Origin of the sequence: Aminobacter sp. MDW-2, from assembly GCF_014250155.1 — a bacterium.
Classification (GTDB): domain Bacteria; phylum Pseudomonadota; class Alphaproteobacteria; order Rhizobiales; family Rhizobiaceae; genus Aminobacter; species Aminobacter ciceronei.
The window spans coordinates 779,942-802,467 of sequence record NZ_CP060197.1; the positions used below are offsets into that span (position 1 = coordinate 779,942).

20 protein-coding genes are annotated in these 22,526 nt (G+C 64.9%); 9 read left to right on the plus strand and 11 right to left on the minus strand.

All coding sequences use genetic code 11. The features are described 5' to 3' along the window. Positions 1 to 17: 17 nt before the first annotated feature. Genes H5P29_RS03785 through H5P29_RS03795 form a run of 3 tightly spaced genes read right to left on the minus strand, consistent with a single transcriptional unit; the run spans position 18 to position 2,623 of the window. Entirely contained in the window at positions 18 to 971 is a 954-nt protein-coding gene (locus H5P29_RS03785; protein WP_154385209.1) for a ring-cleaving dioxygenase, read from the minus strand. 59 nt (positions 972 to 1,030) lie between these two features. After that, a complete protein-coding gene (locus H5P29_RS03790; RefSeq protein ID WP_067955512.1) occupies positions 1,031 to 1,351 on the minus strand; it encodes a 2Fe-2S iron-sulfur cluster-binding protein in 321 nt (106 codons plus the stop codon). 15 nt (positions 1,352 to 1,366) lie between these two features. Next, positions 1,367 to 2,623 carry a cytochrome P450 gene (locus H5P29_RS03795; protein ID WP_154385210.1) on the minus strand — a complete coding sequence of 419 codons (1,257 nt, stop codon included), beginning with the start codon at positions 2,621 to 2,623 and terminating at the stop codon, positions 1,367 to 1,369. Between the two features lie 171 nt (positions 2,624 to 2,794). Between H5P29_RS03795 and H5P29_RS03800 the strand changes: the two genes are divergently transcribed. From H5P29_RS03800 to H5P29_RS03815, 4 genes are all read left to right on the plus strand, one after another. Further along, positions 2,795 to 3,625 (plus strand): AraC family transcriptional regulator, encoded by an 831-nt coding sequence (locus H5P29_RS03800; RefSeq protein ID WP_067955516.1) that lies wholly within the window; start codon positions 2,795 to 2,797, stop codon positions 3,623 to 3,625. Positions 3,626 to 3,721: 96 nt separating this feature from the next. Further along, positions 3,722 to 4,525: an arginine deiminase family protein gene (locus H5P29_RS03805; RefSeq protein ID WP_067955518.1), complete on the plus strand. Its 804-nt coding sequence runs from the start codon at positions 3,722 to 3,724 to the stop codon at positions 4,523 to 4,525. Between the two features lie 277 nt (positions 4,526 to 4,802). After that, a complete protein-coding gene (locus tag H5P29_RS03810; RefSeq protein WP_154385211.1) occupies positions 4,803 to 6,956 on the plus strand; it encodes an indolepyruvate ferredoxin oxidoreductase subunit alpha in 2,154 nt (717 codons plus the stop codon). Positions 6,957 to 6,973: 17 nt separating this feature from the next. Next, the gene (locus H5P29_RS03815) at positions 6,974 to 8,506 is read left to right on the plus strand and encodes an indolepyruvate oxidoreductase subunit beta family protein (protein ID WP_246670767.1); all 1,533 of its coding nucleotides are present in this window, start codon (positions 6,974 to 6,976) and stop codon (positions 8,504 to 8,506) included. Positions 8,507 to 8,523: 17 nt separating this feature from the next. On the opposite strand, the gene H5P29_RS03820 is transcribed toward H5P29_RS03815, so the two are convergent. Beyond that, positions 8,524 to 9,078, minus strand: coding sequence for a MarR family winged helix-turn-helix transcriptional regulator (locus H5P29_RS03820; RefSeq protein WP_154385213.1), 555 nt, complete (start codon positions 9,076 to 9,078; stop codon positions 8,524 to 8,526). A 210-nt stretch (positions 9,079 to 9,288) separates the two neighbouring features. Beyond that, entirely contained in the window at positions 9,289 to 10,080 is a 792-nt protein-coding gene (locus H5P29_RS03825) for a cyclase family protein (RefSeq protein WP_154385214.1), read from the minus strand. 565 nt (positions 10,081 to 10,645) lie between these two features. On the opposite strand from H5P29_RS03825, the gene H5P29_RS03830 reads away from it, so the two are divergent. From H5P29_RS03830 to H5P29_RS03850, 5 genes are all read left to right on the plus strand, one after another. After that, positions 10,646 to 11,920, plus strand: a complete 1,275-nt coding sequence (locus tag H5P29_RS03830; RefSeq protein WP_154385215.1) for an ABC transporter substrate-binding protein — start codon at positions 10,646 to 10,648, stop codon at positions 11,918 to 11,920. Between the two features lie 27 nt (positions 11,921 to 11,947). Further along, entirely contained in the window at positions 11,948 to 14,245 is a 2,298-nt protein-coding gene (locus H5P29_RS03835; RefSeq protein WP_154385216.1) for a molybdopterin guanine dinucleotide-containing S/N-oxide reductase, read from the plus strand. Continuing rightward, positions 14,242 to 15,546 carry an FAD-binding oxidoreductase gene (locus H5P29_RS03840; RefSeq protein WP_154385217.1) on the plus strand — a complete coding sequence of 435 codons (1,305 nt, stop codon included), beginning with the start codon at positions 14,242 to 14,244 and terminating at the stop codon, positions 15,544 to 15,546. Before H5P29_RS03835 ends, H5P29_RS03840 begins: the two co-directional genes overlap by 4 nt. A gap of 52 nt (positions 15,547 to 15,598) precedes the next feature. Next, a complete protein-coding gene (locus H5P29_RS03845) occupies positions 15,599 to 16,564 on the plus strand; it encodes an ornithine cyclodeaminase family protein (protein WP_154385218.1) in 966 nt (321 codons plus the stop codon). A 106-nt stretch (positions 16,565 to 16,670) separates the two neighbouring features. Beyond that, positions 16,671 to 17,369, plus strand: a complete 699-nt coding sequence (locus H5P29_RS03850; RefSeq protein ID WP_067955535.1) for a GntR family transcriptional regulator — start codon at positions 16,671 to 16,673, stop codon at positions 17,367 to 17,369. 40 nt (positions 17,370 to 17,409) lie between these two features. Here H5P29_RS03850 and H5P29_RS03855 read toward each other — a convergent pair whose 3' ends face one another. Genes H5P29_RS03855 through H5P29_RS03880 form a run of 6 tightly spaced genes read right to left on the minus strand, consistent with a single transcriptional unit; the run spans position 17,410 to position 22,407 of the window. Then, positions 17,410 to 18,354 carry a branched-chain amino acid ABC transporter permease gene (locus H5P29_RS03855; protein WP_154385219.1) on the minus strand — a complete coding sequence of 315 codons (945 nt, stop codon included), beginning with the start codon at positions 18,352 to 18,354 and terminating at the stop codon, positions 17,410 to 17,412. Positions 18,355 to 18,361: 7 nt separating this feature from the next. After that, positions 18,362 to 19,264 carry a branched-chain amino acid ABC transporter permease gene (locus H5P29_RS03860; protein ID WP_154385220.1) on the minus strand — a complete coding sequence of 301 codons (903 nt, stop codon included), beginning with the start codon at positions 19,262 to 19,264 and terminating at the stop codon, positions 18,362 to 18,364. Beyond that, positions 19,261 to 19,989: an ABC transporter ATP-binding protein gene (locus H5P29_RS03865; protein WP_067955541.1), complete on the minus strand. Its 729-nt coding sequence runs from the start codon at positions 19,987 to 19,989 to the stop codon at positions 19,261 to 19,263. Before H5P29_RS03865 ends, H5P29_RS03860 begins: the two co-directional genes overlap by 4 nt. Beyond that, complete coding sequence (locus tag H5P29_RS03870) at positions 19,986 to 20,777, minus strand: ABC transporter ATP-binding protein (RefSeq protein WP_154385221.1); 792 nt, start codon at positions 20,775 to 20,777, stop codon at positions 19,986 to 19,988. The genes H5P29_RS03865 and H5P29_RS03870 overlap by 4 nt, the downstream gene beginning before the upstream one ends. Next, on the minus strand, positions 20,774 to 21,994 hold the full coding sequence (locus tag H5P29_RS03875; RefSeq protein ID WP_154385222.1) for a pyridoxal phosphate-dependent aminotransferase: 1,221 nt from the start codon (positions 21,992 to 21,994) through the stop codon (positions 20,774 to 20,776). The genes H5P29_RS03870 and H5P29_RS03875 overlap by 4 nt, the downstream gene beginning before the upstream one ends. Then, positions 21,991 to 22,407: a Rid family hydrolase gene (locus tag H5P29_RS03880; RefSeq protein ID WP_154385223.1), complete on the minus strand. Its 417-nt coding sequence runs from the start codon at positions 22,405 to 22,407 to the stop codon at positions 21,991 to 21,993. The genes H5P29_RS03875 and H5P29_RS03880 overlap by 4 nt, the downstream gene beginning before the upstream one ends. Positions 22,408 to 22,526 lie beyond the last annotated feature (119 nt).

Sequence of the window (22,526 nt, forward strand, 5' to 3'; positions counted from 1 at the left end):
CGGCGCGCCTTGCCGGGTCATACCAGAGGCTTGAGCCTGGCCTCGATCGACGCCCGCCTGTCCTCGAGGAACGGCGGCAGCGACAAGCGTTCGCCGAGCGTCTCCATCGGTTCATCGACGGCGAAACCCGGGCCGTCGGTAGCGATCTCGAACAGCACGCCGGCGGGCTCGCGGAAATAGAGCGAACGGAAATAGTAGCGCTCGACCTCGCCACTCGACGGCAGCCGAAACTCCTGCAGCCGCGCTGTCCATTCGTGGATCTGCTCGACGTCTGGTGTGCGGAAGGCGACGTGATGGACGCCGCCTGCACCTTGCATCGCTGGATTGAGTTTCGGCTGGACGGTGACGTGCAACTCGGCCGCAGGCCCGCCCTCACCCATTTCGTAGGCATGGACATGGCCTTCGCCATCGGGCGAGGGAAAATCGAGCAGCTTGCGCAGATTCATCACCCTGGTCAGCACCAGCTCGGTGTTGGCGAGGTTGGGCACGCTGATGGTGATCGGCCCGAGGCCCCTGATCTGGTGCTCTGATGGAATTGTACTTGCCGACCACTCGTTGGCCGGTCCCTTGCCGCCGTCGTCGACCAGCCGCAGGCGCTGACCCTCGGGATCTTCGAAGTCGACCGACTTGTAGCCGCCAATGTCCGTTGTCTCCGAGGCGTCGATGCCCTTGGCTGCAAGGTGCTCGCGCCACCAGTCGAGCGACGTTTCGCCGGCGACGCGCAGGCCGGTGCGGCAGATGCTGTGGGTGCCGCGCTTCTCACGCCCCACCGGCCAGTCGAAGAAGGTCAGGTCCGAGCCCGGGCTTGCCTTTCCGTCGGCATAAAACAGGTGGTAGGCGCTGGTGTCGTCCTGGTTGACCGTCTTCTTGACCAGCCGCATGCCCAGCGTCCCTGTGTAGAAGCGCAGGTTACCAGGCGCATCCGCGGTAATGGCGGTGAGGTGGTGAATGCCCGTCAGTTGCAGCGTCATCAGAGCCTCCTGTTACCGGGAAGCCTAGAGATAGCGCCTTTGGGCCGTGGCGGCCACGCTCAATATTGCTCGCGCGGCAGGTGCACGACGAGGCCGTCGAGGGCGGCTGACATCTTGAGCTGGCAGGTAAGCCGGCTCCGCTCCGTCGGGTTCATCAGGCATTCGATCATGCCCTGCTCGGAATCGTCTGCTGCCGGCAGCTTTTCGGTCCAGCTCTCGTCGACATAGCAGTGGCAGGTGCCGCAGGCGCAGGAACCGCCGCATTCGGCGAGGATCTGGTCGATGCCGTTGGCAACAGCCACGGACATAACGCTCTGGCCTTCATTGGCCGTGAGTTCGGTTGCCTGGCCGTCGGCATCGACGAAGGTTACGCGGTACATAAGTCATCTCCTGAATCAGGCCGGGGTCAGCGTCAGGCGCAGCGCCTTGGGGCCACGCACGGACAGGCCGGGCTTGTATTGGGGCTCGGCTTCGGCGAGCGAAATCGACTTCAGCCGCTTGATCAGCGTGGTGAAGATCACCTCCATGTCGAGGCGCGCCAGATGGTTGCCGAGGCAGAAATGGGCGCCGCCGCCGAAAGCGAGGTGACGGTTGGGGTTGCGGGCGACATCAAAGCTGCCGGCGTCTTCGCCGAAGGCTGCCGGGTCGCGGTTGGCGGCGCCATAGAGCAGACCGAACTTGGTGCCGCGCGGGAACGCCTTGCCGCCGACCATGCAGTCGGTGGTCGAGTAACGGTGGAAGAAGGGCAGCGGCGATTCGAAGCGGAACATCTCCTGGATCGCCGTGTGGATCAGGCCCGGATTCTGCCGCAGACGCTCCATCTGGTCGGGAAAGCGCAGCAGCGCATGCATGCCAGAGCCGAGCACGTCGATGGTCGAGCCGTGGCCGGCCATCAGGATAAGCATGCAGGTCGAGACCAGCTCGTCTTCATTGAGGAGACCGGCATCCTGCGCCGCCATCAGGCGGGTGATCAGGTCTTCCTGCGGTGCGGTGCGGCGCTCGGCCATCAGCTTGAGCAGGTAGTGGTAGAATTCGGTCGTCGCCTGCTCGGCCAATGCCTTGCGCTCGTCGGAGCGATTGATGTCAAAGAACTGGACAACCCGTTCCGACCAGACGCGCAGCTGCGGGCAATCCTCATCAGGCACGCCAAGCACGCGGCCGATAATGTGGCCCGGCACCTGGGCGGCGAGGTCCTCGACGAAATCGATCTCGCCCTTGCCTATCAGGCCGTCCACCAACTTGTCGACGAAACTCTGGATCATGCCACGCTGCCGAGCAATGAAAGCAGGCGTGAACTCTCGGAACACCTGCTTGCGCAGCCGGTCGTGCACGTCGCCGTCGCTGTCGAGCATGGAGAACTGCACGAAGCGCTGATGGTGTGGCATGTCGAGCCAGTTCTGCCGGCGCTTCTGCTCAATGATCTCTTCTTCGGACATGAAGAATTCGGGCGAACGCACCATCGAGTTGTCGCGGGCGATGCCGGCGACGTCGTCGAAGCGGGCGACCAGCCACATGTCGAAGTCGGGGAAGAACTGCGGCTCACCCTTGTCGCGCAGCGCCGCATAGGCCGGATAGGGGTTCTGGGCGAAGGCGCGCGACAGCGGCTCGAATGCCGTGCCTGATTCGCTTGCCTTTGGGGTAGCGGTCGCCATCTTGTCGCTCCAACTGGATTGCCACCACGATGCGGCAGCTGTCGTCACAGGCTAGCGCCAACGGCGCCGATATGAATGCACCCCAGTCGCGCCTTGATGGATAAAACTCGCATCGTCGGTGACATGCCATTACAACGCTGGCAACGGACGAGCTTACCGGCCTGCGCAAAAATGACCAAAGACCACTGCGACGAGATCCTGTTTCACACGCCTGGGCGGCACGCCGAGGCCTATCCCTACAAGATCCTGGTCGCCGGGCGCACGCACTTCACCGAAAACGACGGGCTGGTGACGCGCCGCTTCCACCACCACACGCTGATCCTGACCATGTCAGGCCGCGGCCTGATCGAGATCGCCGGTCAGCGCTTCGCCGCCGGAGCCGGCAGCGTCGTCTGGCTCGATACGGCGATGCAATATGCCCATGGCTGCCACGCCGAGGCCGACCATTGGCACTATTTCTGGATGAGTATCGACGGCCACGGCCTCGACGCCGTGTTCGCCTTCCTGCGTGTCGGCCAGTCGCCGGTCTTTTCGGGATCGAACACTGCCGAGTCGCTGTTCGAGCAGGCGATCGGCACGCTCGGCCATCGCAGCCAGACCACCGACGCGCTGTCGAGCGCCATTGTCGGCCAGCTGATCGCGCTGCTGGTCGCCGAGCGCGGCGAGCAGGAGGAAGACAGCAGCGAGCGCATCCAGCGGCTGATGCGGGCGCTGAGGGCCGACATCGCCCGCAACTGGCAAATCGAGGACATGGCGGACATTTCCAGCCTCAGCGCCTCACAGTTGCACCGCCAGTTCCGCCAGAAGACCGGCACCACGCCGATGGACTGGATGCGCCACGAACGCATGAACCTCGCCAAGCGGCTTTTGACCTCCTCCGATGCCAAGATCTCGGCGGTGGCCTTGAGCTCAGGCTATGCCGATCCCTATCATTTCAGCCGCGACTTCCACCGCATTTCAGGCCAGTCGCCGAGCGAGTTTCGACGCGCACGCGGGCAGTGACGCATCCGCAACCCTGGCCCATGTCCTGCCTGTCGACATGCCAGATGGTTTCGGGCAGGCTGCGGTCAATCCAAACCAGCAAGATGAGCACGCCGCATGACATCGAAGCCAGCCGTCTACGAATTCAACGCGGCGATCGTGCGCGAGCCGGCGCGCTCGGTGGTCAACGGCCTGCGCGCCGACGATCGCGGCAACCCGACCTATGATGGCGTCAAGGCGGAGCACGCGGCCTACATCACAGCCATGCAGGCGGCGGGCGTCGAGGTCACGGTGCTGCCGGCGCTGGATAACTTCCCCGACTCGATCTTCGTCGAGGACCCCGCACTGGCTTTCCCTGAGGGTGCGATCCTGCTCCGGCCCGGCGCCGAGACCCGGGTCGGGGAAACCGCAGAAATCGCCCCGACACTGAAGGCGATGTTCAGCACCGTGCTCGACCTGCCGTCATCAGGCTTCGCTGACGGTGGCGACGTGCTGACCACGCCCCGGAGCGTGATGATCGGGCTGTCGGCCCGCACCGACCGCGCCGGTGCCGAAGGCCTCGTCGCCAGCCTCGACCGCCTCGGACGCAAGGGCGAGATCGTGCAGACCCCGGAAGGCGTGTTGCATTTCAAAACCGACTGCTCGCTGCTCGACGAAGAGACGATGCTGACCACCGAAAGGCTCGGCCGTTCTGGTGTGTTCGATGGCTTCCGGCAAGTCACCATCCCGGCAGGTGAGGAGCCAGCCGCCAACGCGCTGCGTGTCAACGGCGTGGTGATGGTGGGTTCCGACTATCCACGCACAATCGAGATGCTCGACCGGCTCGGCTACAATGTGGTGCCGCTCAAGACGACCGAGATCGGCAAGATCGACGCCGGCCTATCCTGCATGTCGCTGCGCTGGCATCGGCCAGCCAGCTAAGCGGAGCTTTTGGCGTTGCAGTCGCACGCCGTGACGCTGGGCGATCGTTTTATATATGCACAGACATGCATCACACGTATCGATCAAGGAAGATCGCTACTCGTTCGACTGCTTAATCTTTCGACCCTTTGATCCACCCCGCAGCGATTGACAGATCCATGCATTTTCATGAATATGCATTTTCATAGATATGCAGCTCGACGCCCGGCAAGCCTGGCGGCCCTGAGGGGCGTCGAGCCATGGTGGCAGCGGTCTTGCCACGCCTGGGAGGGTCGACATGGCGGAACGGTCTTTTGCGCGGGAGGTCGAAGACCTCAAGCTCGGTGAGGGCGATCTCTTTCGCGGCGAGGGCATCCTCGCCATCACCAAGGCGCTGCTGCAGTCCGGCGTCTCTTATGTCGGCGGCTACCAAGGTTCGCCGATCTCGCATCTGATGGACGTTCTCGCCGATGCCAAGCCGGTGCTCGACGAGCTCGGCGTGCATTTCGAGTCTTCCGCTTCCGAAGCCGCTGCGGCCGCCATGCTGTCCGCCTCGGTGATGTACCCGCTGCGTGGCGCGGTGACCTGGAAATCGACCGCCGGCACCAATGTGGCCTGCGATGCGCTGACCAACCTGGCGTCGAGCGGCGTCAAGGGCGGCGCGCTGATCATCCTCGGCGAGGACTATGGCGAGGGCTCGTCGATCCCGCAGGAACGCAGCCATGCCTTCGCTATGAAGTCGCAGATGTGGCTGCTCGACCCGCGCCCCAATCTCGAATCGATCGTCAAATCGGTCGAAGACGGTTTCGAGCTGTCGGAAGCGTCCAACACGCCTGTGATGATGCAGGTGCGCATCCGCGCCTGCCACGTGCATGGCCAGTTCGTCGCCAAGGACAACAAGCGTCCCGAATTCACGATCAAGGAGGCGCTGGAGAATCCGGTGCGCGATCTCGACCGCATCGTGCTGCCGCCGGTGTCGATCACCGTGCATGACCGCGAGAAGATCGAGAAACGCTGGCCGGCGGCCATCGATTTCATCAAGAGCCGCAAGTTGAACGAATGGTTCGGCCCCGACGCGGGTGATGTCGGCATCATCCTGCAAGGCGGCATGTACAATTCGGTGATGCGGGCGCTGCAACTGCTGGGGCTCGCCGACGCCTACGGCAACACAGCAATCCCGCTCTATGTGCTCAACGTCACCTATCCGCTGATCGACGACGAGGTGTCGGCATTCTGCGCCGGCAAGCGCGCCGTGCTGATGGTAGAGGAAGGGCACCCCGACTATCTCGAGCAGGCGGTGAACTCGATCCTGCGCCGGCGCGACATCAACACCAGGCTCGCCGGCAAGGGTGTGCTGCCGATCCGCGGCGACTATACGGCGGCCGTGCTGATGAACGGCATCCAGGCGTTTCTCGAGGAGCATGCCGTAGCCCTTCTCGGCAACCGCCCGCCGTTGCCCAGCGCCGATGCGGTGCTTGCCGATCCGAAGGTCAAGGCGCTTAACGCCGTCGTGCCCGCGCGCCCCGCTGGCTTCTGCACCGGCTGTCCGGAACGGCCGATCTTCGCCGCCATGAAGCTCGTCGAGCAGGAGCTCGGCGAACACCACGTCTCGGCCGACATCGGCTGCCACCTGTTTTCCATCCTGCCGCCGTTCAACATCGGCGGCTCCACCATGGGCTACGGCCTCGGGCCGGCCTCTGCCTCGGCCTTCAATGTCGACGCCGGCAAGCGCGCCATCTCGGTGATGGGCGATGGCGGCTTCTGGCACAACGGGCTCACCACCTCGGTCGGCAACGCCGTCTACAACAAGCATGACGGCGTCATCATGGTCGTCGACAACTACTATTCGTCGGCGACCGGCGGGCAGGACATATTGTCGTCACGCGCCGACAATCCGGAGCGCTCGACCAACAACTCGATCGTCAAGGCGGTAAAGGGCATCGGCGCCAAATGGGTGCGCCAGATCGACCGCACCTATGATGTGGCGAAGATGCGCGACACGCTGAAGGAGGCGCTGACCTCGAAGGAGGAAGGGCCGAAGATCATCGTCGCCTCCTCTGAATGCATGCTCAACCGTCAGCGGCGCGAGAAGCCGCTATTCTCCAAGGCTGTCAAGTCGGGCCAGCGCATGGTGCGCGAACGCTTCGGCGTCGACGAGGACACCTGCACCGGCGATCATGCCTGCATCCGCCTGTCAGGCTGTCCGTCGCTGTCGCTCAAGCATACCGACGACCCGCTGCGCGACGATCCGGTGGTGGCGATCGACAACACTTGCGTCGGCTGTGGCAATTGCGGCGAGGTCTCGGAGGCGGCAGTGCTGTGCCCGTCCTTCTATCGCGCCGACATCATCTACAACCCCACCCGGCGCGACCGTTTAGCAGCCAGACTGCGCAACGCCGTCATCGGCTTCCTGCAGCGCCGCCGCGAAGCCAGGCGCGTGGTCTTCGGGTGAACGACATGAGCAGTCCGATGACCACCATAGCCGCCGACGACAAGCCGATCTCGATTGCCATCCTCGCCATGGGCGGGCAAGGCGGCGGCGTGCTCGCCGACTGGGTGGTGGCGCTCGCCGAGGCCGAGGGCTGGGTCGCCCAGTCGACCTCGGTGCCCGGTGTTGCCCAGCGCACCGGTGCCACGATCTATTATGTCGAGATGCTCAAGCCGAAGGACGGCCAGATGCCGGTGCTGTCACTGATGCCGACGCCCGGCGACGTCGATGTCGTGCTGGCAGCCGAATTCATGGAAGCCGGCCGCTCGATGCTGCGTGGACTGGTCACGCCGGACAAGACGACGCTGATCGCCTCGACGCATCGATCCTATGCGGTCGGCGAAAAGGAAGTGCCGGGCGACGGCACCGGCGACCCGCTCGCCGTCGCCGATGCTTTCGGCGTCGCGGCCAGGAAGACTATTGTCTTCGACATGCAGACGCTGGCCGAAAAGAATGGCAGCGTCATCTCGTCGGCGATGTTCGGCGCCTTGGCCGGCGCCAATGTCCTGCCGTTCACGCGCCAGGCCTTCGAGGCTGCGGTGCGCGCCGGCGGCAAGGGCGTCGAGGCCAGCCTGCGTGCCTTTGGCGCCGCATTCGACAGAGCCCGCGACGGCACGCCTGATAAACTGGCCAGGAAGCCTGAAAAGCTGCTGCCGGACGCACCTTTGTCGGTCGGCCATCCAAAGCTCGACCGGCTGCTCGACCGCATCCATTCCGAGTTCCCGCCAGTGCTGGCGCCGATGCTTTATGCCGGCGCGAAGAAGCTCGTCGACTTCCAGGACCCGCGTTATGCCGAGGAGTATCTCGACACCGCGTCGCGCCTGCTCACGCTTGACCGAAACGCCGGCGGCGAAACGAGGAACTTCGGCTTCAGCCAGGAGATCGCCAAATATCTCGCCATCGCCATGGCCTATGACGATGTCGTGCGGGTCGCCGACCTCAAGACGCGCGCGACGCGGTTCGAACGCGTCCGCAAGGAGATCGGCGCTACCGGCGAGCAACTCGTCTACACCACCGAATACATGCACCCGCGCGCCGAGGAGGTTGTCGGCACGATGCCGGCGTCCCTCGGCCAGTTCATCGAGAACCGCCCGGCGCTGCTCAAGTTGCTGGAGCGCCTGTTCAGCAAGGGCCGGCGCGTGCGCACCGGTACCGTCGGCTGGTTTTTGGCCCTCTATGCGCTCTCCAGCCTGAAGCCGATACGCCGCACCATGCTGCGCCACAAGCGCGAGATGGCGCATATCGCAAGCTGGCTGGAAATGGCGTCATCCCTGCTGCCCGCCAATTATGAGCTGGCGTCAGCGGTGGTCGGCAGCCGTCGGCTGGTGAAGGGCTATTCCGACACCCACAGCCGCGGCCAGGGCAAGTTCGACAAGGTGCTGTCGGCAGTGCCCCTGCTCAAGGGGCGTGAGGATGGCGGAACCTGGCTCAAGCGCCTCGTGCAGGCGGCGTTGCAGGACGAGGCCGGCAAGTCGCTCGACGGCGCATTGGCGACGGTCCGCAGCTTCGTCTGACGCGCTCGCGCCGTAGCTTAAGTCTCGGCGTCGGCCTTTCCGTCGCCGTTCTTGACCGTTGCGTCACCGCCGCCGCCGATCCGGTCGATGTTGCGCAGGACCTTGTGCAGCGTGACGATGAAAGCGTCGTATTCGTCGGGCTCGATGCCCTCGAACAGCTGCGAGAAGATGCCGAACAGCACCGGCCAGAACTGCTGGAAGACATCGCGGCCGGCGTCGGTGATGTGCACTTCGCGCACGCGCATGTCGTCAGCGCGCGACTGGCGCCGGACAAAGCCCTGCTCCTCCAGCGCGTCGAGCGTACGGCTCATCGTCGACTGTTCGACAACCGCGAGGAATGACAGCTCGTTGACGGTAAGCCCGGGCGAGATCGTCAGAAGGGCGATCGCCCGCATCTTCGGCGTGGTCAGGTCGAGCGGGCGCAGCCGTTCCTGCAGGTTGGCGTTGTAGCTTGCCGACAGGCGGTTGATGAGGTGCGGGGCAAAGCGGTTGAGCCCGATTTCGCCGAGGCTGGGCAGACGGTTGCCATCTCCAGCTTCCCTGAACGACCCGGTGAAGTATTTCGTGACCATTGCTACCCGTTCGGCTCGATGGAGTTCGACGCTGTCCGGATTGCCATGAAGCCGATTATCCGGCAACCGTCCAGAGCGTCTCACCTGGCATCAAATGAAAAGGCCGGGCGCCACAAGGCAACCCGGCCCTACGCCTCGTGATGGCTGGTACCCATCCATCTCGAGGCGACAGCGGCGGTGGGAGCCGCCGCAGTCCCCACTGAGGCTCGATCAGGCGCGTGGCGCGAGCGCGAAGGCGCGCACCGGGCTGCCAGTGCCGCCGACAATCTTGAGCGGCGCCACGACCAGAACGGCACCGGTGGCCGGCAGCTTGTCGAGGTTGCACAGGCTGGCGAGGCCGTAGCTGCCGACTTCGAGCAGCAAGCTGTGCGCGGGGAACGGCGGATCCATCGCCACCGCGCTGCCGGCATCGGTGCCGACGCATTCGTTGCCGAAACCGAGCACGCCGCGCTCGACAAGCAGACGAACGCAGTCGACGCTCGGCCCGGGCGTATGCGGGCCATTGTCGTCTGCGTTCAGAAAGGCCTCGGACGAAGTGTTGCGCGGATACCAGTCCGAGCGCATCAGCACCCAGGCGCCACGCGGTATTTGACCGTGCACCGCCTCCCAGGCCTTTACGCCATCGGCGGTCAGCAGGAAGTCCGGATTGCCGGCGACCTCCTTTGAACAGTCGATAACGACGCAAGGTGCTACGAATGACTGCGGCGACACCGTGTCGGTGGTGCCCTGGGCGACATCCTTGCCGGAGATCCAATGCACCGGGGCATCGAAATGGGTGCCGGTGTGCTCGCCGAGCTCCATCCAGCCCCAGGCCCACCACGGACCGTTGGCATCATAGCGCGAGATCTCGTGCATCTTGAACTTCGGCGTGTTCCTGGCGAAGTCCGGCGGCAGGTACAGGACCGGCGTATCTGGCCCCAGCGGTGCGGTGAGGTCGACGATCTGGACCGCGCCCGTGGCGATTGCCGACGCGAAATCCGCCAGCGTCTGGTTGGCTGTCATCTTGGCTCTCCTCCTCTTTGCCCGGTCCGGAAGGCCAGGTTTGTTTCAGCCTAATCAAGTCATATGCATTTGCAAATATTATTTTTGCCTAGATGCCAACAAGGCTGGCATCCTTCAAGCTCGAATATCCCCGCATGCATGGTTTCGGCGCGGTTTGACTGACCAAGGGGCAGCTGTCGAGATGCCAGCGGGCCTGATTTTGACCCCGGCAGGCCGCTGCATTGTGCCTGCTTTCGCCTTCAGGGCAGGTGAAAATTTTCCGAGCCGGCACAAATTCGACAAAAATCCGAAAATCGGACGCTTCGCTTTTCTCCTGCGTTAGGCGGCTACGAAAGACGCTGCTAAATAAATCAAACGTCTGATTACAATCACGTATTTCGGCATTTCCTCCGCCGTTTCGGTCTCAACTCCACGTCTTCCGGCCTCGCTTTACAACCGCAAAATTTTGTGCGCTTATGATCAAATGATGGAAGTGAGGAACGTTTCCGCGACGGCTTGACCAACGAGGCACCAAGGCCTGAGACGAGCACGCGGCTGCCATCATCCAAACAAGGGGAACGGACTGATGAACAAAACCAAGGGCCTGATGCTGGCCAGCCTGCTTGCAGCCACCGCATTTTCCACCACCTCGGCAATGGCCCAGGACGCCGCTTGCCCGGTCAAGATCGGCGGCGTGCTGTCGCTGACGGGATCGATGGGTGCGGTGGGCAAGGCCATCGGCAACAGCGCACAGCTCGCCATCGCCAACATCAACGAAGGCGGCGGCGTCAAGGGCTGCCAGGTCGAGTTCGTTCTGCGCGACGATCAGGGCCAGCCCAATGTCGGCGTCGACGCCGCCAAATATCTCGTCGATGTCGAGGGCGTGAAGGCACTGTCGGCGAGCATCGGCAGCGGCGTCACCATCCCGATCCTGACCTCGGTATCGGCTCCGTCGCAGATCCCCCAGATCGCCTGCTGCTCGTCGGCCCCGGTGCTGACGACGATGGCGCAGGAAGGCAAGACCGGCGGCTTTTTCTTTCGCACCTTCCCGGTGGTCAAGAACCTCTCCTACCTGCCGGCCAAGATCGCGGCCGACCGCGGCCTCAAGCGCATCGCGATGATCTATGTGAACACCGACTACGGCGCGAGCCTGGTCAAGGATTTCACCAAGGCGACCGAGAAGTTCGGCGGCGAAGTGGTCAAGGCTGTCGCCTTCAACGAAAACCAGGCGTCTTATCGCGCCGAAGTTTCGGCGGCGCTGGCCGAGAAGCCCGATGCGATGTTCATCGTCGCCTTCCCACAGGACGGCGCCACCATCGCCCGTGAATGGATCTCGCTCGGCGGCACGCAGCAGCTGATCCTCAACAACGCGCTGCGCAGCCCCGACTTCGTCAAGGCGGTCGGCGCCAAGTACCTGACCAAGGCGTTCGGCACCGACAACACCTCGACCCAGAGCGCCACGCTCGACGAGTTCAAGGCGGCGTTCAAGGCGGCTTACAACATCAGCGCCGACGGCCCTGGCATTTCCAACGAATATGATGCCGTAACGATCCTCGGCCTTGCCATGAACATCGCGCCCGACCTGTCCGGCCCTGCGATCCGCGATGCGATCCGCAAGACCCAGACGCCTGGCGGCGAGGTCATCGGCACCGGCCCGGCAGAGTTCAAGAAGGCACTGGAGCTGGTCAAGGCCGGCAAGCCGATCAAGTATGTCGGCGCGCTCGGTCCAATCGAGTTCGACATCAACGGCGACATCAGCGGCCCCGCGCTGACCTGGCACATCGAGGGCGAGGAACTGGTCATCGACAAGACCATCAGCGCCGAGGATATGGCGAAGCTGCTGGCGGAAATCGACGGCTAAGGCAGCAGCAACAGGTACGGGACGGGCATGACCAGCTACACGCTTTCCCATTGGGGCACCTACGAGGTCGAACCCCGCGGGAACGGCTTGCCCGCCCTCAAGCCGTTCAGGCGCGATCGGGACCCGAGCCCGATCGGCCTTTACCAACTCGACCCGGCGCTCGACAGGCTCCGGGTCCGGCGCCCGGCGATACGCAAGAGCTGGCTCGATCACGGCCCTGGCACTGCAGCGGAACGACGCGGCAGCGATCCCTTCGTCGAGGTCGAATGGGACCTCGCCCTCGACCTCGCAGCCGCCGAGATCGACCGGGTCCGGACGAGCCACGGCAATGCGTCGATCTTCGGTGGCTCCTATGGCTGGTCGAGTGCCGGCCGCTTTCACCACGCGCAAAGCCAGGTGCACCGCTTCCTGAATGCCGCCGGCGGCTATGTCCGGCATGTCGATTCCTACAGCCTGGGCGCTGCCAACGTCGTGCTGCCGCATATCGTGGCCAGCATGGACGAACTGATGGCCGGCCATTCCTCCTGGGACACGCTGGCCGCGCATTGCGAGCTGTTCGTCAGCTTCGGCGGCGTGCCGGTCAAGAATGCGCAGATCAATGCCGGCGGCGTCGCCCTGCACGGCGTGCCGGCGGGCCTTGCCGGCATGCGCGCGGCCGGCACCCGCTTCGTCAATATCGGCCCGGTGCGCGACAATTTCGGCGCCGTCTCCGATGCGGCCGAATGGATCGCCTGCCGACCCAACACCGACACCGCCCTGATGCTGGCGCTGGCCTGGGTACTCTACAGCGAAGACCTGCACGACGAGGCCTTCCTCGACCGCTGCTGCACGGGTTTCGAGAACTTCGTCCCCTACCTCACCGGAGCCACCGACGGTGTGCCGAAGACACCCGAATGGGCCGAAGAGATCAGCGGCGTGCCTGCCGGAACCATCGTCGATCTTGCCCGCCATATGGCATCGGCACGCACGATGCTCAATGTTTCGTGGTCGATGCAGCGCGCCAGCCATGGCGAACAACCCTACTGGATGGTGGTGACGCTGGCGGCAATGCTCGGCCAGATCGGGAAGCCTGGCGGCGGTTTCGGCGTCGGTTATGGCGCGGCAAATCTTGTCGGCAGCGCCCACACCCGCATCAAGGGGCCGACGCTGTCGCAGCTCAAGCCGGGCATTCCCGACTTCATTCCGGTCGCCCGCATCGCCGACATGCTGCTCAATCCCGGCGCGCCCTTCACCTACAACGGCAAGACGCAGAATTACCCTGACATCCACCTGATCTATTGGGCCGGCGGCAACCCGTTCCACCATCACCAGGATCTCAACCGCCTGCTCAAGGCCTGGCAGAAGCCCGACACAGTCATCGTCAACGAGCAGTACTGGACGCCGACGGCCAAGCGCGCCGATATCGTCTTGCCGGCGACAATCTCGCTCGAACGCGACGATATCGGTTCCGCCACGCTGGAGGCCTTCATCGTTGCCATGAAGCAAGCAGTGCCGCCGGCGGGAGAGGCGCGCGACGACTACGCCATCTTCGCCGAATTGGCCGAGCGGCTCGGCTGCGGCGAAACCTTCTCCGAAGGGCTCGACGCGACGGGCTGGCTGTCGCGGCTCTACGAGGAATGCCGGCCACTCAATCGCGCGCGCGGGCTCGACCTGCCCGATTTCGAAACCTTTTGGCGCGACGGGCTGATCGACCTGACCCCGCTCGACCAGCCGGTCACCATGCTTGCCGATTTCGTCGCCGATCCGGAGCGCAAACCGCTCGGTACACCGTCGGGCAAGATCGAGATCTTCTCGCAGCGTATCGCCGGCTTCGGCCTGGACGACTGCCCCGGCCATGCGACATGGATGGCACCGGTGGAGTGGCTGGGCGCCGGGCTCGCCACCAGATATCCGCTGCACCTTCTGACCGACCAGCCGGCGCGCCGGCTGCACAGCCAGCTCGACGCCAGCCCCCACAGCGCCGGCGGCAAGTCGAATGGGCGCGAGCTGGTCTACATGAACCCTCGGGATGCTGCGCAACGCGGGCTGGAACAAGGACAGATCGTCGAGCTGTTCAACGACCGCGGCCGCTGTCTGGCCGCCGTCACCATCACCGGCGACATCATGCCCGGCGTGGTGCGGCTCAACACCGGCGCCTGGTTCGATCCGGACCCCGTGACCGGGCTCGAAAAGCACGGCAACCCGAACGTGCTGACGCTCGACATGCCGGCGTCCGGCCTGTCGCAAGGCTGCAGCGCCCAGACGTGCCTTGTAGAGATCGCCGCCTTTGTCGGTCCGCTTCCACCTGTCACCGCCTTTTGCCTGCCGGACTTCGCGACATCATGACCACCGCACAGAGCGCGCCGCACCAACACATGCGTACTGTGTGGTGGCAAACCGCCAATCCGGCCCCCGTCACCCAGCCCTTGCGCGCTGCAAGCAAGGTCGACGTGGCAATCATCGGCGCCGGCTTCACCGGCCTGACCGCTGCACTCCACCTCGCCCGACGCGGCGCGCGTGTCGCCGTGCTCGAGGCGGAGACGATCGGCAGCGGCGCGAGCGGACTCAATGCCGGTTTCGTGGTGCCGAATTTCGCCAAGGCCGACCCTGCGGCGGTGGTTGGCAAGCTTGGCGAGGAACGCGGCTACAGACTGCTGCAGATGATCGGTGGCGGCGCCGATCGCGTCTACGCGACCATCCACGAACATGGCATCGCTTGCGATGCCGAGCAGGTCGGCTGGATGCATGTCGCGCATTCGGAAACGATGCTCGGCACCCTCGAACGCCGGGCGCAGGCCTGGCAGGCACTGGGCCGTCCGGTGCGCATGCTCAATGGCGGCGAGGCGCGCCGCCGCGCCGGCCTCAGGCACAATGCCGGCGCCCTCATCGATGAGAGCGGCGGCACACTGCACCCGCTCAACTACGCCTATGGATTGGCGAGTGCTGCCATCAAGGCCGGCGCATCGATCCACGAACACACACCTGTCCAGGCCGTGGAGCGGTCGAACGATGGCTGGCGGCTGACCAGCGGACAAAGCACGATCGACGCCGATAAGGTCCTGCTGTGCACCAATGCCTCGGAACAGGGCGCCGCCCGCCGCCTCGGCCGCATCGTCGTGCCGCTGCGCGTCTATCAGATTGCCACCGCCCCGCTCGACGAGGTCACTGTGCGGCGCATTTCGCCGGAGCGGAACCCCGTTGCCGACACGCGTGCCAATCTCTTCACCTTCAGGCTCGACCGAGAGAACCGGCTGATCAGCGGCGGTATGTCGATGCTTCCGCTTGGCGCCGAGGCGCGCATGGCCGCGATGGTCGCCGGGCGCCTGCAGGCCGAGCTCGGCTTGCCGCGACCGCCTGCCGTCGAAAGCATCTGGCGCGGCACCGCCGCCATGACCACTGACTTCCTGCCACATGTCTATGAGTTCGGCCCGCGCTTCATCGGCGGCATCGGCTGCAACGGCCGAGGTATCGCCTTGACCGCCATGCTCGGCGAGGTGCTGGCCGACGCTGCGTCAGGCACGCCGCTCGACGCGTTGCCGATCCCCGAGGCTTCGCCGCGCGCCCTGCCGTTTCGCAGTTTCGCCGCTGCAGCCCCGTCGGTCGCCATCGCCCAGGCCAGGTGGCAGGACCGGCGCCAGGGATTGTAATCGCCCGCTAGCGCGGCATATCTCTGTCTGGCCTCGCAAAGGAGCCGTTTCGATGCTGATCCTCAACCGGCAGGCTGTCGCCGCCGCCTTGCCCATGGCCGACTGCATCGATGCGATGCGTACAGCGTTGTCGGACTTTGCCACCGGCAGCTACCGGCTGTTTCCGCGCCAGCAGCTCAATGCCGGCCCCGGCGAGGTGCTGATGGGGCTGATGCCGACATTCTCGCAAGCAGGCGGCGAGAAGCTCTGGTGCCTGAAGGATGTGCTGGTCGCTCACGACAATGCGGCGCGTGGCCTCGACAACCACCAGGGCGCCGTGCTGCTCAATGACGGCGAAACCGGCCAGTTGCGCGCCGTGCTCGACGCCACCGAAATCACCGCCCGGCGCACCGCCGCGACCTCTGCCGTGGCAACCGCGACCCTGGCCCGGCCCGGCGCCAGGACGGTTGCCATCCTCGGAACCGGCACGCAGGCCGAGACGCATATCGAGGCACTGCGCCATGTCATACCGGACGCAGCCTTCGTGCTCTGGGGCCGCTCGCGCGACAAGCTCGTGGAACTTGCCCGCAAGAGCGGCGGCGCGGTGGCCGACAGCGCGCAGGCCGCGGTCGCAGATGCCGACGTCGTCTGCACCTTGACCGGCTCGAAGGAACCTATCGTCGAGCTCGGCTGGCTGAAGCCGGGCTGCCACATCAATGCCGTCGGCTCGAGCAACCGCGCGGCCCGCGAGCTTGGCGACGACATCGTCGCCACTTCCGCCTTCTTCGTCGATTCGCGCAGCCAGGCCGCCGTCGAGTGCGGCGAGCTGCTGCAGCCGCTCGAGCGCGGCGTGATCGGTCCCGACCATGCCCGTGCCGAGCTCGGCGAGGTGCTTGCCGGATTGCATCCGGGGCGGTCGTCACCGCGGGAGCTTACGGTGTTCAAGTCGCTCGGCATTGCCGTGGAGGATGCAGCGGCGGCCATCCGCGCCGTGAAGAACGCGACCGACAGGGGCCTCGGCCAAAGGATCGACTGGTAGAGCCATCGCGGGCAAACAGTTCATGCGCGCCGTGCCGGCTTGATACCGTACGGCGCGATTTCTATGCTATGTACGAATTCATCGTTTGATCAAAAAAGGATGCTGGATGAGCGTCGATTTCCTGGAGCCCGTGTCGTCGCGCTCGACGATTCAGGACGGTATCTATCGCCAGCTGCGCAAGGCGCTGATGTCTGGCCATTTCGACCCCGGCCAGACACTGACCATCGCCATGCTGTCGGACACGTTCAAGACCAGCCACATGCCGGTGCGCGAGGCGCTGCGTCGCCTGATCGCGGAAAACGCGCTTGTGGTGCTGACCACCGGCTCGGCGCAGGTTCCCACCGTCAGCCTGGCCGCCCTGGACGATCTGTGCCTGACGCGCATCGCACTGGAAACGCTGGCGACCAAGCTCGCCACCGAGCGTTCGACGCCCGCCGACCGAAAGACCTTCCGGCATCTCGTCGAAGAGCATGAGGCGGCCGCCAACGACCGCAACCTCGAGGACATGATGGTCCGGAACCAGGAGCTGCATTTCGCCATCTACGAGTGCTGCGGCTCGCCCGTCATCATCCAGTTCATCCAGAGCCTGTGGCTGCGCTTCGGCCCCTACATGCGCATGTTGTCCGGCCATATCGAGCCGGTGCTGATCTCCGGCAAGTACCAGCCGAGCTCGCACCATCGCGACCTGATCGAGGCGATGGATGCCGGTGACGCGCGTGGCGCCGCCAAGGCGATCAAGGGCGACATCGAGACGACGCAGGCGTTGCTGCGCCGCCTGTGCAAGGAAACTGTCGAGACGAACTGACGGGCCGGCGCGCCGGCGCCGGCCCTTGCTGTCAGGCCACTCAGACGGCGTGGCGCGAGGTGACCGGCTGCTCGCCGATCAGGCCGCGTGGGCGCAGCAGAAGCACCAGCACCAGCGCCAGGCCGATGATCATCGCCTGGGCGGCACCGCCATAGATCTGGAGCTGCACCGGCAACATCTTCGACGCCACAGCACCGATGACGCTCCAGATGCCCCAGACGACGATCGCGCCGAGGATGGCGCCGCGATTGTTGCCGCTGCCGCCGATGATCAGCATCGCCCAGATCTGGAAGGTCAGGATCGGCAGGAAGTCGAACGGGCTGACGAAGCCGATGAAGCTGGCATAGAGCGCGCCTGCAAGGCCCATCAGCGTCGAGCCGATGACGAATGCCTGCAGGCGGAAGCTGCGGGTGTTCTTGCCCAGCGTCTCGGCCGCGACCTCGTCCTCGCGAATTGCCTTGAGCACGCGTCCCCATGGCGATCGCGCGATGCGCTCAAGCGCGACATAGGCGACGGCAAGGATCGCAACGATGACGGCGAGGTAGCCGAGATTGTTGGCCAGCGGCGTGGCAAACAGGCCGCGGAACGGGTTGGGGATCGAGGCGATGCCCATCGTGCCGCCGGTCAGTGCCTCGAAGTTGGTGGCGACGAGCTGGATGGTGACGGCGATGCCGAAGGTGGCGACAGCGAGGTAGTCGCCGCGCAGCCGGACCGTTGCCAGTCCGGTGATGAGCGCCGCAAGTGCTGCGGCAGCCATCGCGCCGACCACGCCGACGATCCAGGGCAGTTCGAAATTGCCAAGCAGTTCCGGCCGCGGTGGTGCCGTCAGGATCGCAAAGGTGTAGGCGCCGATGGCGTAGAAGCCGACGATACCAGCGTTGAACAGGCCGGTGCCGCCCCATTGCAAGTTGAGCCCAAGCGTCGCGATGCCGAGTATCAGCGCAACGGTGAGGAAGAATACGAGATACGAAACAAATCCGATCATCTGAGCCTCACACGCGTGCCGACCTGGAGAACAGGCCCTGCGGCCTGAGATAGAGGATGATGAGCAGCAGGCCGAAGGGCACCGCCGCCTTGTAGCCGGTCGGAATGACCAGCGCCGACAGGCTTTCGGTGAGGCCGACGATCAGGCCGCCGGCGACCGCGCCAAACAGGCTGCCGGTACCGCCGAGGATCGCCGCCGTGAACAGCGCCAGAAGCATGTTGAAGCCCATCTCCGGACGGATCTGCACGGTCAGGCCAGCAAATACGCCGGCTATTGCGGCAAGGGCGCCGCTCAGCATCCAGGTCCAGCGGACCACCTTGGCAATGTCGATGCCGCAGACCTGCGACAATGCCGGGTTCTCGGCCATCGATCGCATGGCGACGCCGATGCGGCTGTGTTTCAGGAACAGGTGCAGTGCCACGACCAGCGCCACGGTCAGCGCTAAGACGAGCACCTGGTCGGGCATCATCCTGACGTTGGGCAGGATCTCCAGCGAGATCTGCAGCTCTTGGCCATAATAGTGGGCGTCGGCACCCCAGACGAAGAGCACCAGATTGCGCAGGATCAGCGCGATGCCGAAGCTGGCGAAGACCAATGTCAGGCTGCTTGCGCGGCGCTTTCTGAGCCTGGAAAACACCAGCGTGTCGGCGGCGATGGCGATCAGCCCAGTGCCGATGCAGGAGACGACGATTGCCACGAGCAGCGGCCAGCCGAAGGAAAACGGGCCGATGGCTTGACCGGCGGGCAGGACGGTGACGACGGCAAGCGCCATGTAGGCGCCCCAGGTCAGCATTTCGGCATGGGCGAAGTTGGCGAATTTCAGCATGTGCGCGCACAGCGAATAGCCGATTGCCCCGAGCGCGAGGATACCGCCGGTCAAGAGACCGTCGGCGATGGCTTGTCCGATCATGATTTCCTCCGGAAGCCCAGGAATGCTTCGGCAATGGCGTCGTTGTCGAGCAGGTCGGCCGCCGTTCCCGTCATGTGGTTGCGGCCCTCGACCAGGACATAGGCACGGTCGGAAACCCGAAGTGCCGCCTTGGCATTCTGCTCCACCATCAGCACCGCGACCCCGCTCTTGGCGAGGCGGCGCAGGTCGTCGAGCACCTCGTGCACGATCTTGGGCGCCAGGCCAGCCGTGGGCTCGTCGAGCATGATGACGCGCGGGTCGGTCATCAGCGCGCGTGCCACCGCGAGCATCTGGCGCTGGCCGCCCGACAGCACGTTGGCAGCGGCGCGGCGGCGATCCGCCAGAGCAGGAAAATGCTCGAAGGCCCGTTGCACGCGTTCGCGCAACAGCGAACGCGGCAAGGTGTGGCCGCCGCTGATCAGATTGTCCTCGATCGACAGCGACGAAAAGACGTTGCTGGTCTGCGGCACGAAACCGACGCCCGCGGCGATGATCTCATGCGTCGGCAGCCCGGAAATGCGCTGGCCGCCGAGCCTGACCTCGCCGCCCTCGACCAGCACCAGGCCGGCCAACGCCTTGAGGAAAGTCGACTTGCCGGCCCCGTTCGGGCCGATCAGCGTGACCAGTTCGCCGGCATCGACGATGACCGAGATGTCGAAGACGATCGGCATGCCGGGGATATAGCTGGCGCGCAGGTTGCGCGCCTCGCAGACGGGTGCGCTCATGCCAGTTCTCCCACACTGACGTCACCGAGATAGGCGTCGACGACGCGCTGCTCCTTCATCACGCCGGCCGGGTCACCTTCGAAGATCACCCGGCCCTGCGCCATCACCACGATGTGGCGGCAGATGCGCATCACCATGTCCATGTTGTGCTCGACAATGAGGAAGGCGACGCCACGTTCGTTCAGCGCCACGATCTTGTCGATCAGCGTCTCGATGAGCGTCGGGTTGACGCCGGCCGTCGGCTCGTCGAGCAGGATGAGCGGCGGATCGACCATCATGACGCGGGCAAGTTCGAGCAATTTTTGCTGGCCGCCCGAAAGCACCCCGGCGAGGTCGCGCGCCTTGTCGGCGAGGCCGGTGAAGGCGAGCACCTCCATCGCCCGTTCGCGGGAGCGGCGCTCCTCGGCGGCGACAAGGCCGCTGCGGAACCAGTTGTTCCAGAATGTCTCGCCCGACTGAGCGGTGGCCGACAGCATGACGTTCTCGAGTACCGACATCTGGGGAAACGGCCGCGGGATCTGGAAGGTCCGCGCCAGGCCGGCGCGGAAGATCCTGTCGGGCCTGAGGCCCGAAATGGGCTTGCCGTCGAAGATCACCTCGCCGGCGCTCGGCTGGACTTCGCCGGCAACGAGGCCGAACAACGTGCTCTTGCCGGCACCGTTGGGACCGATCAGGCCGGTGATCTGGCCCGCCTTGACCGAAATGTCGACACCGTCCACGGCCTTGAGCGCGCCGAAGCTCCTCGAGAGGCCCCGGGTCTGCAGGATGACATCGCCGGTCTGTGTCATGCGCTGCCCCGCCTTTCGCCGCTGGCCGGCGCGCCATCGCGGCCGTCCCATAGATTGTTGAAGAACCTGGACAGCCGATCCATGCCTTCGTCCAGCCGCTCGAGGCTTTCGGAGCCGAAGCAGACGCGAAGATGGCCTTCGCCCGACCGACCATAGAAGCTGCCGGCCTCGACGACCACATCCGCCTCGTCGAGGATCCTCTCCGCCAGCGCCTGCGACGGGATGCCGAAGGCCGAGATGTCGGGGAAGGCGTAGATGGCGCCTTGCGGCGACGGGCACTTCACACCCGGCATCTGGTTCAGGCGGCGAACGACGAGATCGCGCTTTTGGCGGTCGTGGTCGACCAGTTCGGCAAGCACTGCGGAAGGGCCGGTGATCGCGGCACGACCACCGGCCTGGATAAATGTATTGACGTGGGTGGCGTCGTTGGCGGTGATCTTCAGCAGCCCGGGCATCGCCCAGGAAGGGGCTGCCATGTAACCGAGACGCCACCCATCCATGGCAAAGGATTTGGTGAATGCAAAAGCGGTGATGGTGCGCTCGGCCATGCCGGGCAGTGCCGCGATGCTGACATGCTCGCGGCCATCATAGACCATGTCTTCGTAGACCTCGTCGGAGACGACGAGCAGGTCGCGCCGGATCGCCAGTTCGGCGAGGCCCTCGAGCTCGGTGCGCGAGTAGACGCGGCCGGTCGGGTTGACCGGATTGACCAGCACGATCATCCGGGTGCGCTCGGTGATGGCGGCCTCGATCAGCTCGGGCCTGAGGGCGAAGTCGTCGGCTGCATCCAGCGTCACGAACACCGGTCTGGCGCCGGCCAGTTCGATCTTGCCGATGTGCTGGGGATAGAATGGGTCGAGCAGGATCGCTTCGTCGCCCGGATCGAGCAAGGCAAGGAACGCCGCGAACGAGGCATGCGTCAGGCCATTGGTGACCAGGATGTCGGCTGCGCTCACATCCATGCCGTTCTGGTTGCGCAGCTTTTCGGCGAGCGCCTCACGAAAGCTCGCGGTGCCTTTGAGGTCGCTGTAGTGGACGTCGCCGGCCAGGATCGCCGCGATCGTCGCCTGCTTGATGTGTTCGGGCGTGTCGGCCGCCGGGCGGCCGAGTTCGAGATGGATGAGGTCGCGCCCGCTGCCGGCGAGTGCCGCAGCCTTCTGGTACATGCCGAATGATTTCTGTGGCGTCCCGGAGATACGCCGCGCGACCCGCCTCATTGTCCCACCTTGGCAACATCTGCAGCGGTGTCGGCCTGACGCCGCGCGATGACCTCGAGCTCGACCTTGATCTCCTCGACGGCGAAACCGACGATGACGGTGGTGTTGGTCGGGCGCGGATCGGAGAAGGTCTGGCCGAGCAGGCGCGAGACGGCACTGACGTCGTCGCGGCTGGCAAGATTGACGCGCACCGACACGATGTCGCGCATGCTGGAGTCCGCCTCGGCCAGAGCGGCGGCGATGATGTCGAGCGCGCGGCGCGTCTGCACCGCCGCGTCCGGGTCGAAGCCGCCGATCTCGGGATCGTATCCCGCCGTACCCGAAACGAAGATCCAGTCGCCATCGACCACGGCTCGTGAGTAGCCAGCCAGTTCCTCGAAGGGAGAACCTGAATAGATCGCTTTTCGGGTCATTGGTCGCCTCTGCCTTTCGCGCTCATTTGATCAAACCATCATCGTGATAACGTAAGTTCGCGGTGAGATCAACTGCCTCGGAATGGTGTCGGCGTTTTGCCCTGATGAACGGAGGTTGC

Bases quoted from the DNA above. Each gene is read 5' to 3' on its own strand.
- H5P29_RS03785 (WP_154385209.1), bottom strand. From the start codon at position 971: ATGACGCTGCAACTGACGGGCATTCACCACCTCACCGCCATTACCGCG.
- H5P29_RS03790 (WP_067955512.1), bottom strand. From the start codon at position 1,351: ATGTACCGCGTAACCTTCGTCGATGCCGACGGCCAGGCAACCGAACTC.
- H5P29_RS03795 (WP_154385210.1), bottom strand. From the start codon at position 2,623: ATGGCGACCGCTACCCCAAAGGCAAGCGAATCAGGCACGGCATTCGAG.
- H5P29_RS03800 (WP_067955516.1), top strand. From the start codon at position 2,795: ATGACCAAAGACCACTGCGACGAGATCCTGTTTCACACGCCTGGGCGG.
- H5P29_RS03805 (WP_067955518.1), top strand. From the start codon at position 3,722: ATGACATCGAAGCCAGCCGTCTACGAATTCAACGCGGCGATCGTGCGC.
- H5P29_RS03810 (WP_154385211.1), top strand. From the start codon at position 4,803: ATGGCGGAACGGTCTTTTGCGCGGGAGGTCGAAGACCTCAAGCTCGGT.
- H5P29_RS03815 (WP_246670767.1), top strand. From the start codon at position 6,974: ATGACCACCATAGCCGCCGACGACAAGCCGATCTCGATTGCCATCCTC.
- H5P29_RS03820 (WP_154385213.1), bottom strand. From the start codon at position 9,078: ATGGTCACGAAATACTTCACCGGGTCGTTCAGGGAAGCTGGAGATGGC.
- H5P29_RS03825 (WP_154385214.1), bottom strand. From the start codon at position 10,080: ATGACAGCCAACCAGACGCTGGCGGATTTCGCGTCGGCAATCGCCACG.
- H5P29_RS03830 (WP_154385215.1), top strand. From the start codon at position 10,646: ATGAACAAAACCAAGGGCCTGATGCTGGCCAGCCTGCTTGCAGCCACC.
- H5P29_RS03835 (WP_154385216.1), top strand. From the start codon at position 11,948: ATGACCAGCTACACGCTTTCCCATTGGGGCACCTACGAGGTCGAACCC.
- H5P29_RS03840 (WP_154385217.1), top strand. From the start codon at position 14,242: ATGACCACCGCACAGAGCGCGCCGCACCAACACATGCGTACTGTGTGG.
- H5P29_RS03845 (WP_154385218.1), top strand. From the start codon at position 15,599: ATGCTGATCCTCAACCGGCAGGCTGTCGCCGCCGCCTTGCCCATGGCC.
- H5P29_RS03850 (WP_067955535.1), top strand. From the start codon at position 16,671: ATGAGCGTCGATTTCCTGGAGCCCGTGTCGTCGCGCTCGACGATTCAG.
- H5P29_RS03855 (WP_154385219.1), bottom strand. From the start codon at position 18,354: ATGATCGGATTTGTTTCGTATCTCGTATTCTTCCTCACCGTTGCGCTG.
- H5P29_RS03860 (WP_154385220.1), bottom strand. From the start codon at position 19,264: ATGATCGGACAAGCCATCGCCGACGGTCTCTTGACCGGCGGTATCCTC.
- H5P29_RS03865 (WP_067955541.1), bottom strand. From the start codon at position 19,989: ATGAGCGCACCCGTCTGCGAGGCGCGCAACCTGCGCGCCAGCTATATC.
- H5P29_RS03870 (WP_154385221.1), bottom strand. From the start codon at position 20,777: ATGACACAGACCGGCGATGTCATCCTGCAGACCCGGGGCCTCTCGAGG.
- H5P29_RS03875 (WP_154385222.1), bottom strand. From the start codon at position 21,994: ATGAGGCGGGTCGCGCGGCGTATCTCCGGGACGCCACAGAAATCATTC.
- H5P29_RS03880 (WP_154385223.1), bottom strand. From the start codon at position 22,407: ATGACCCGAAAAGCGATCTATTCAGGTTCTCCCTTCGAGGAACTGGCT.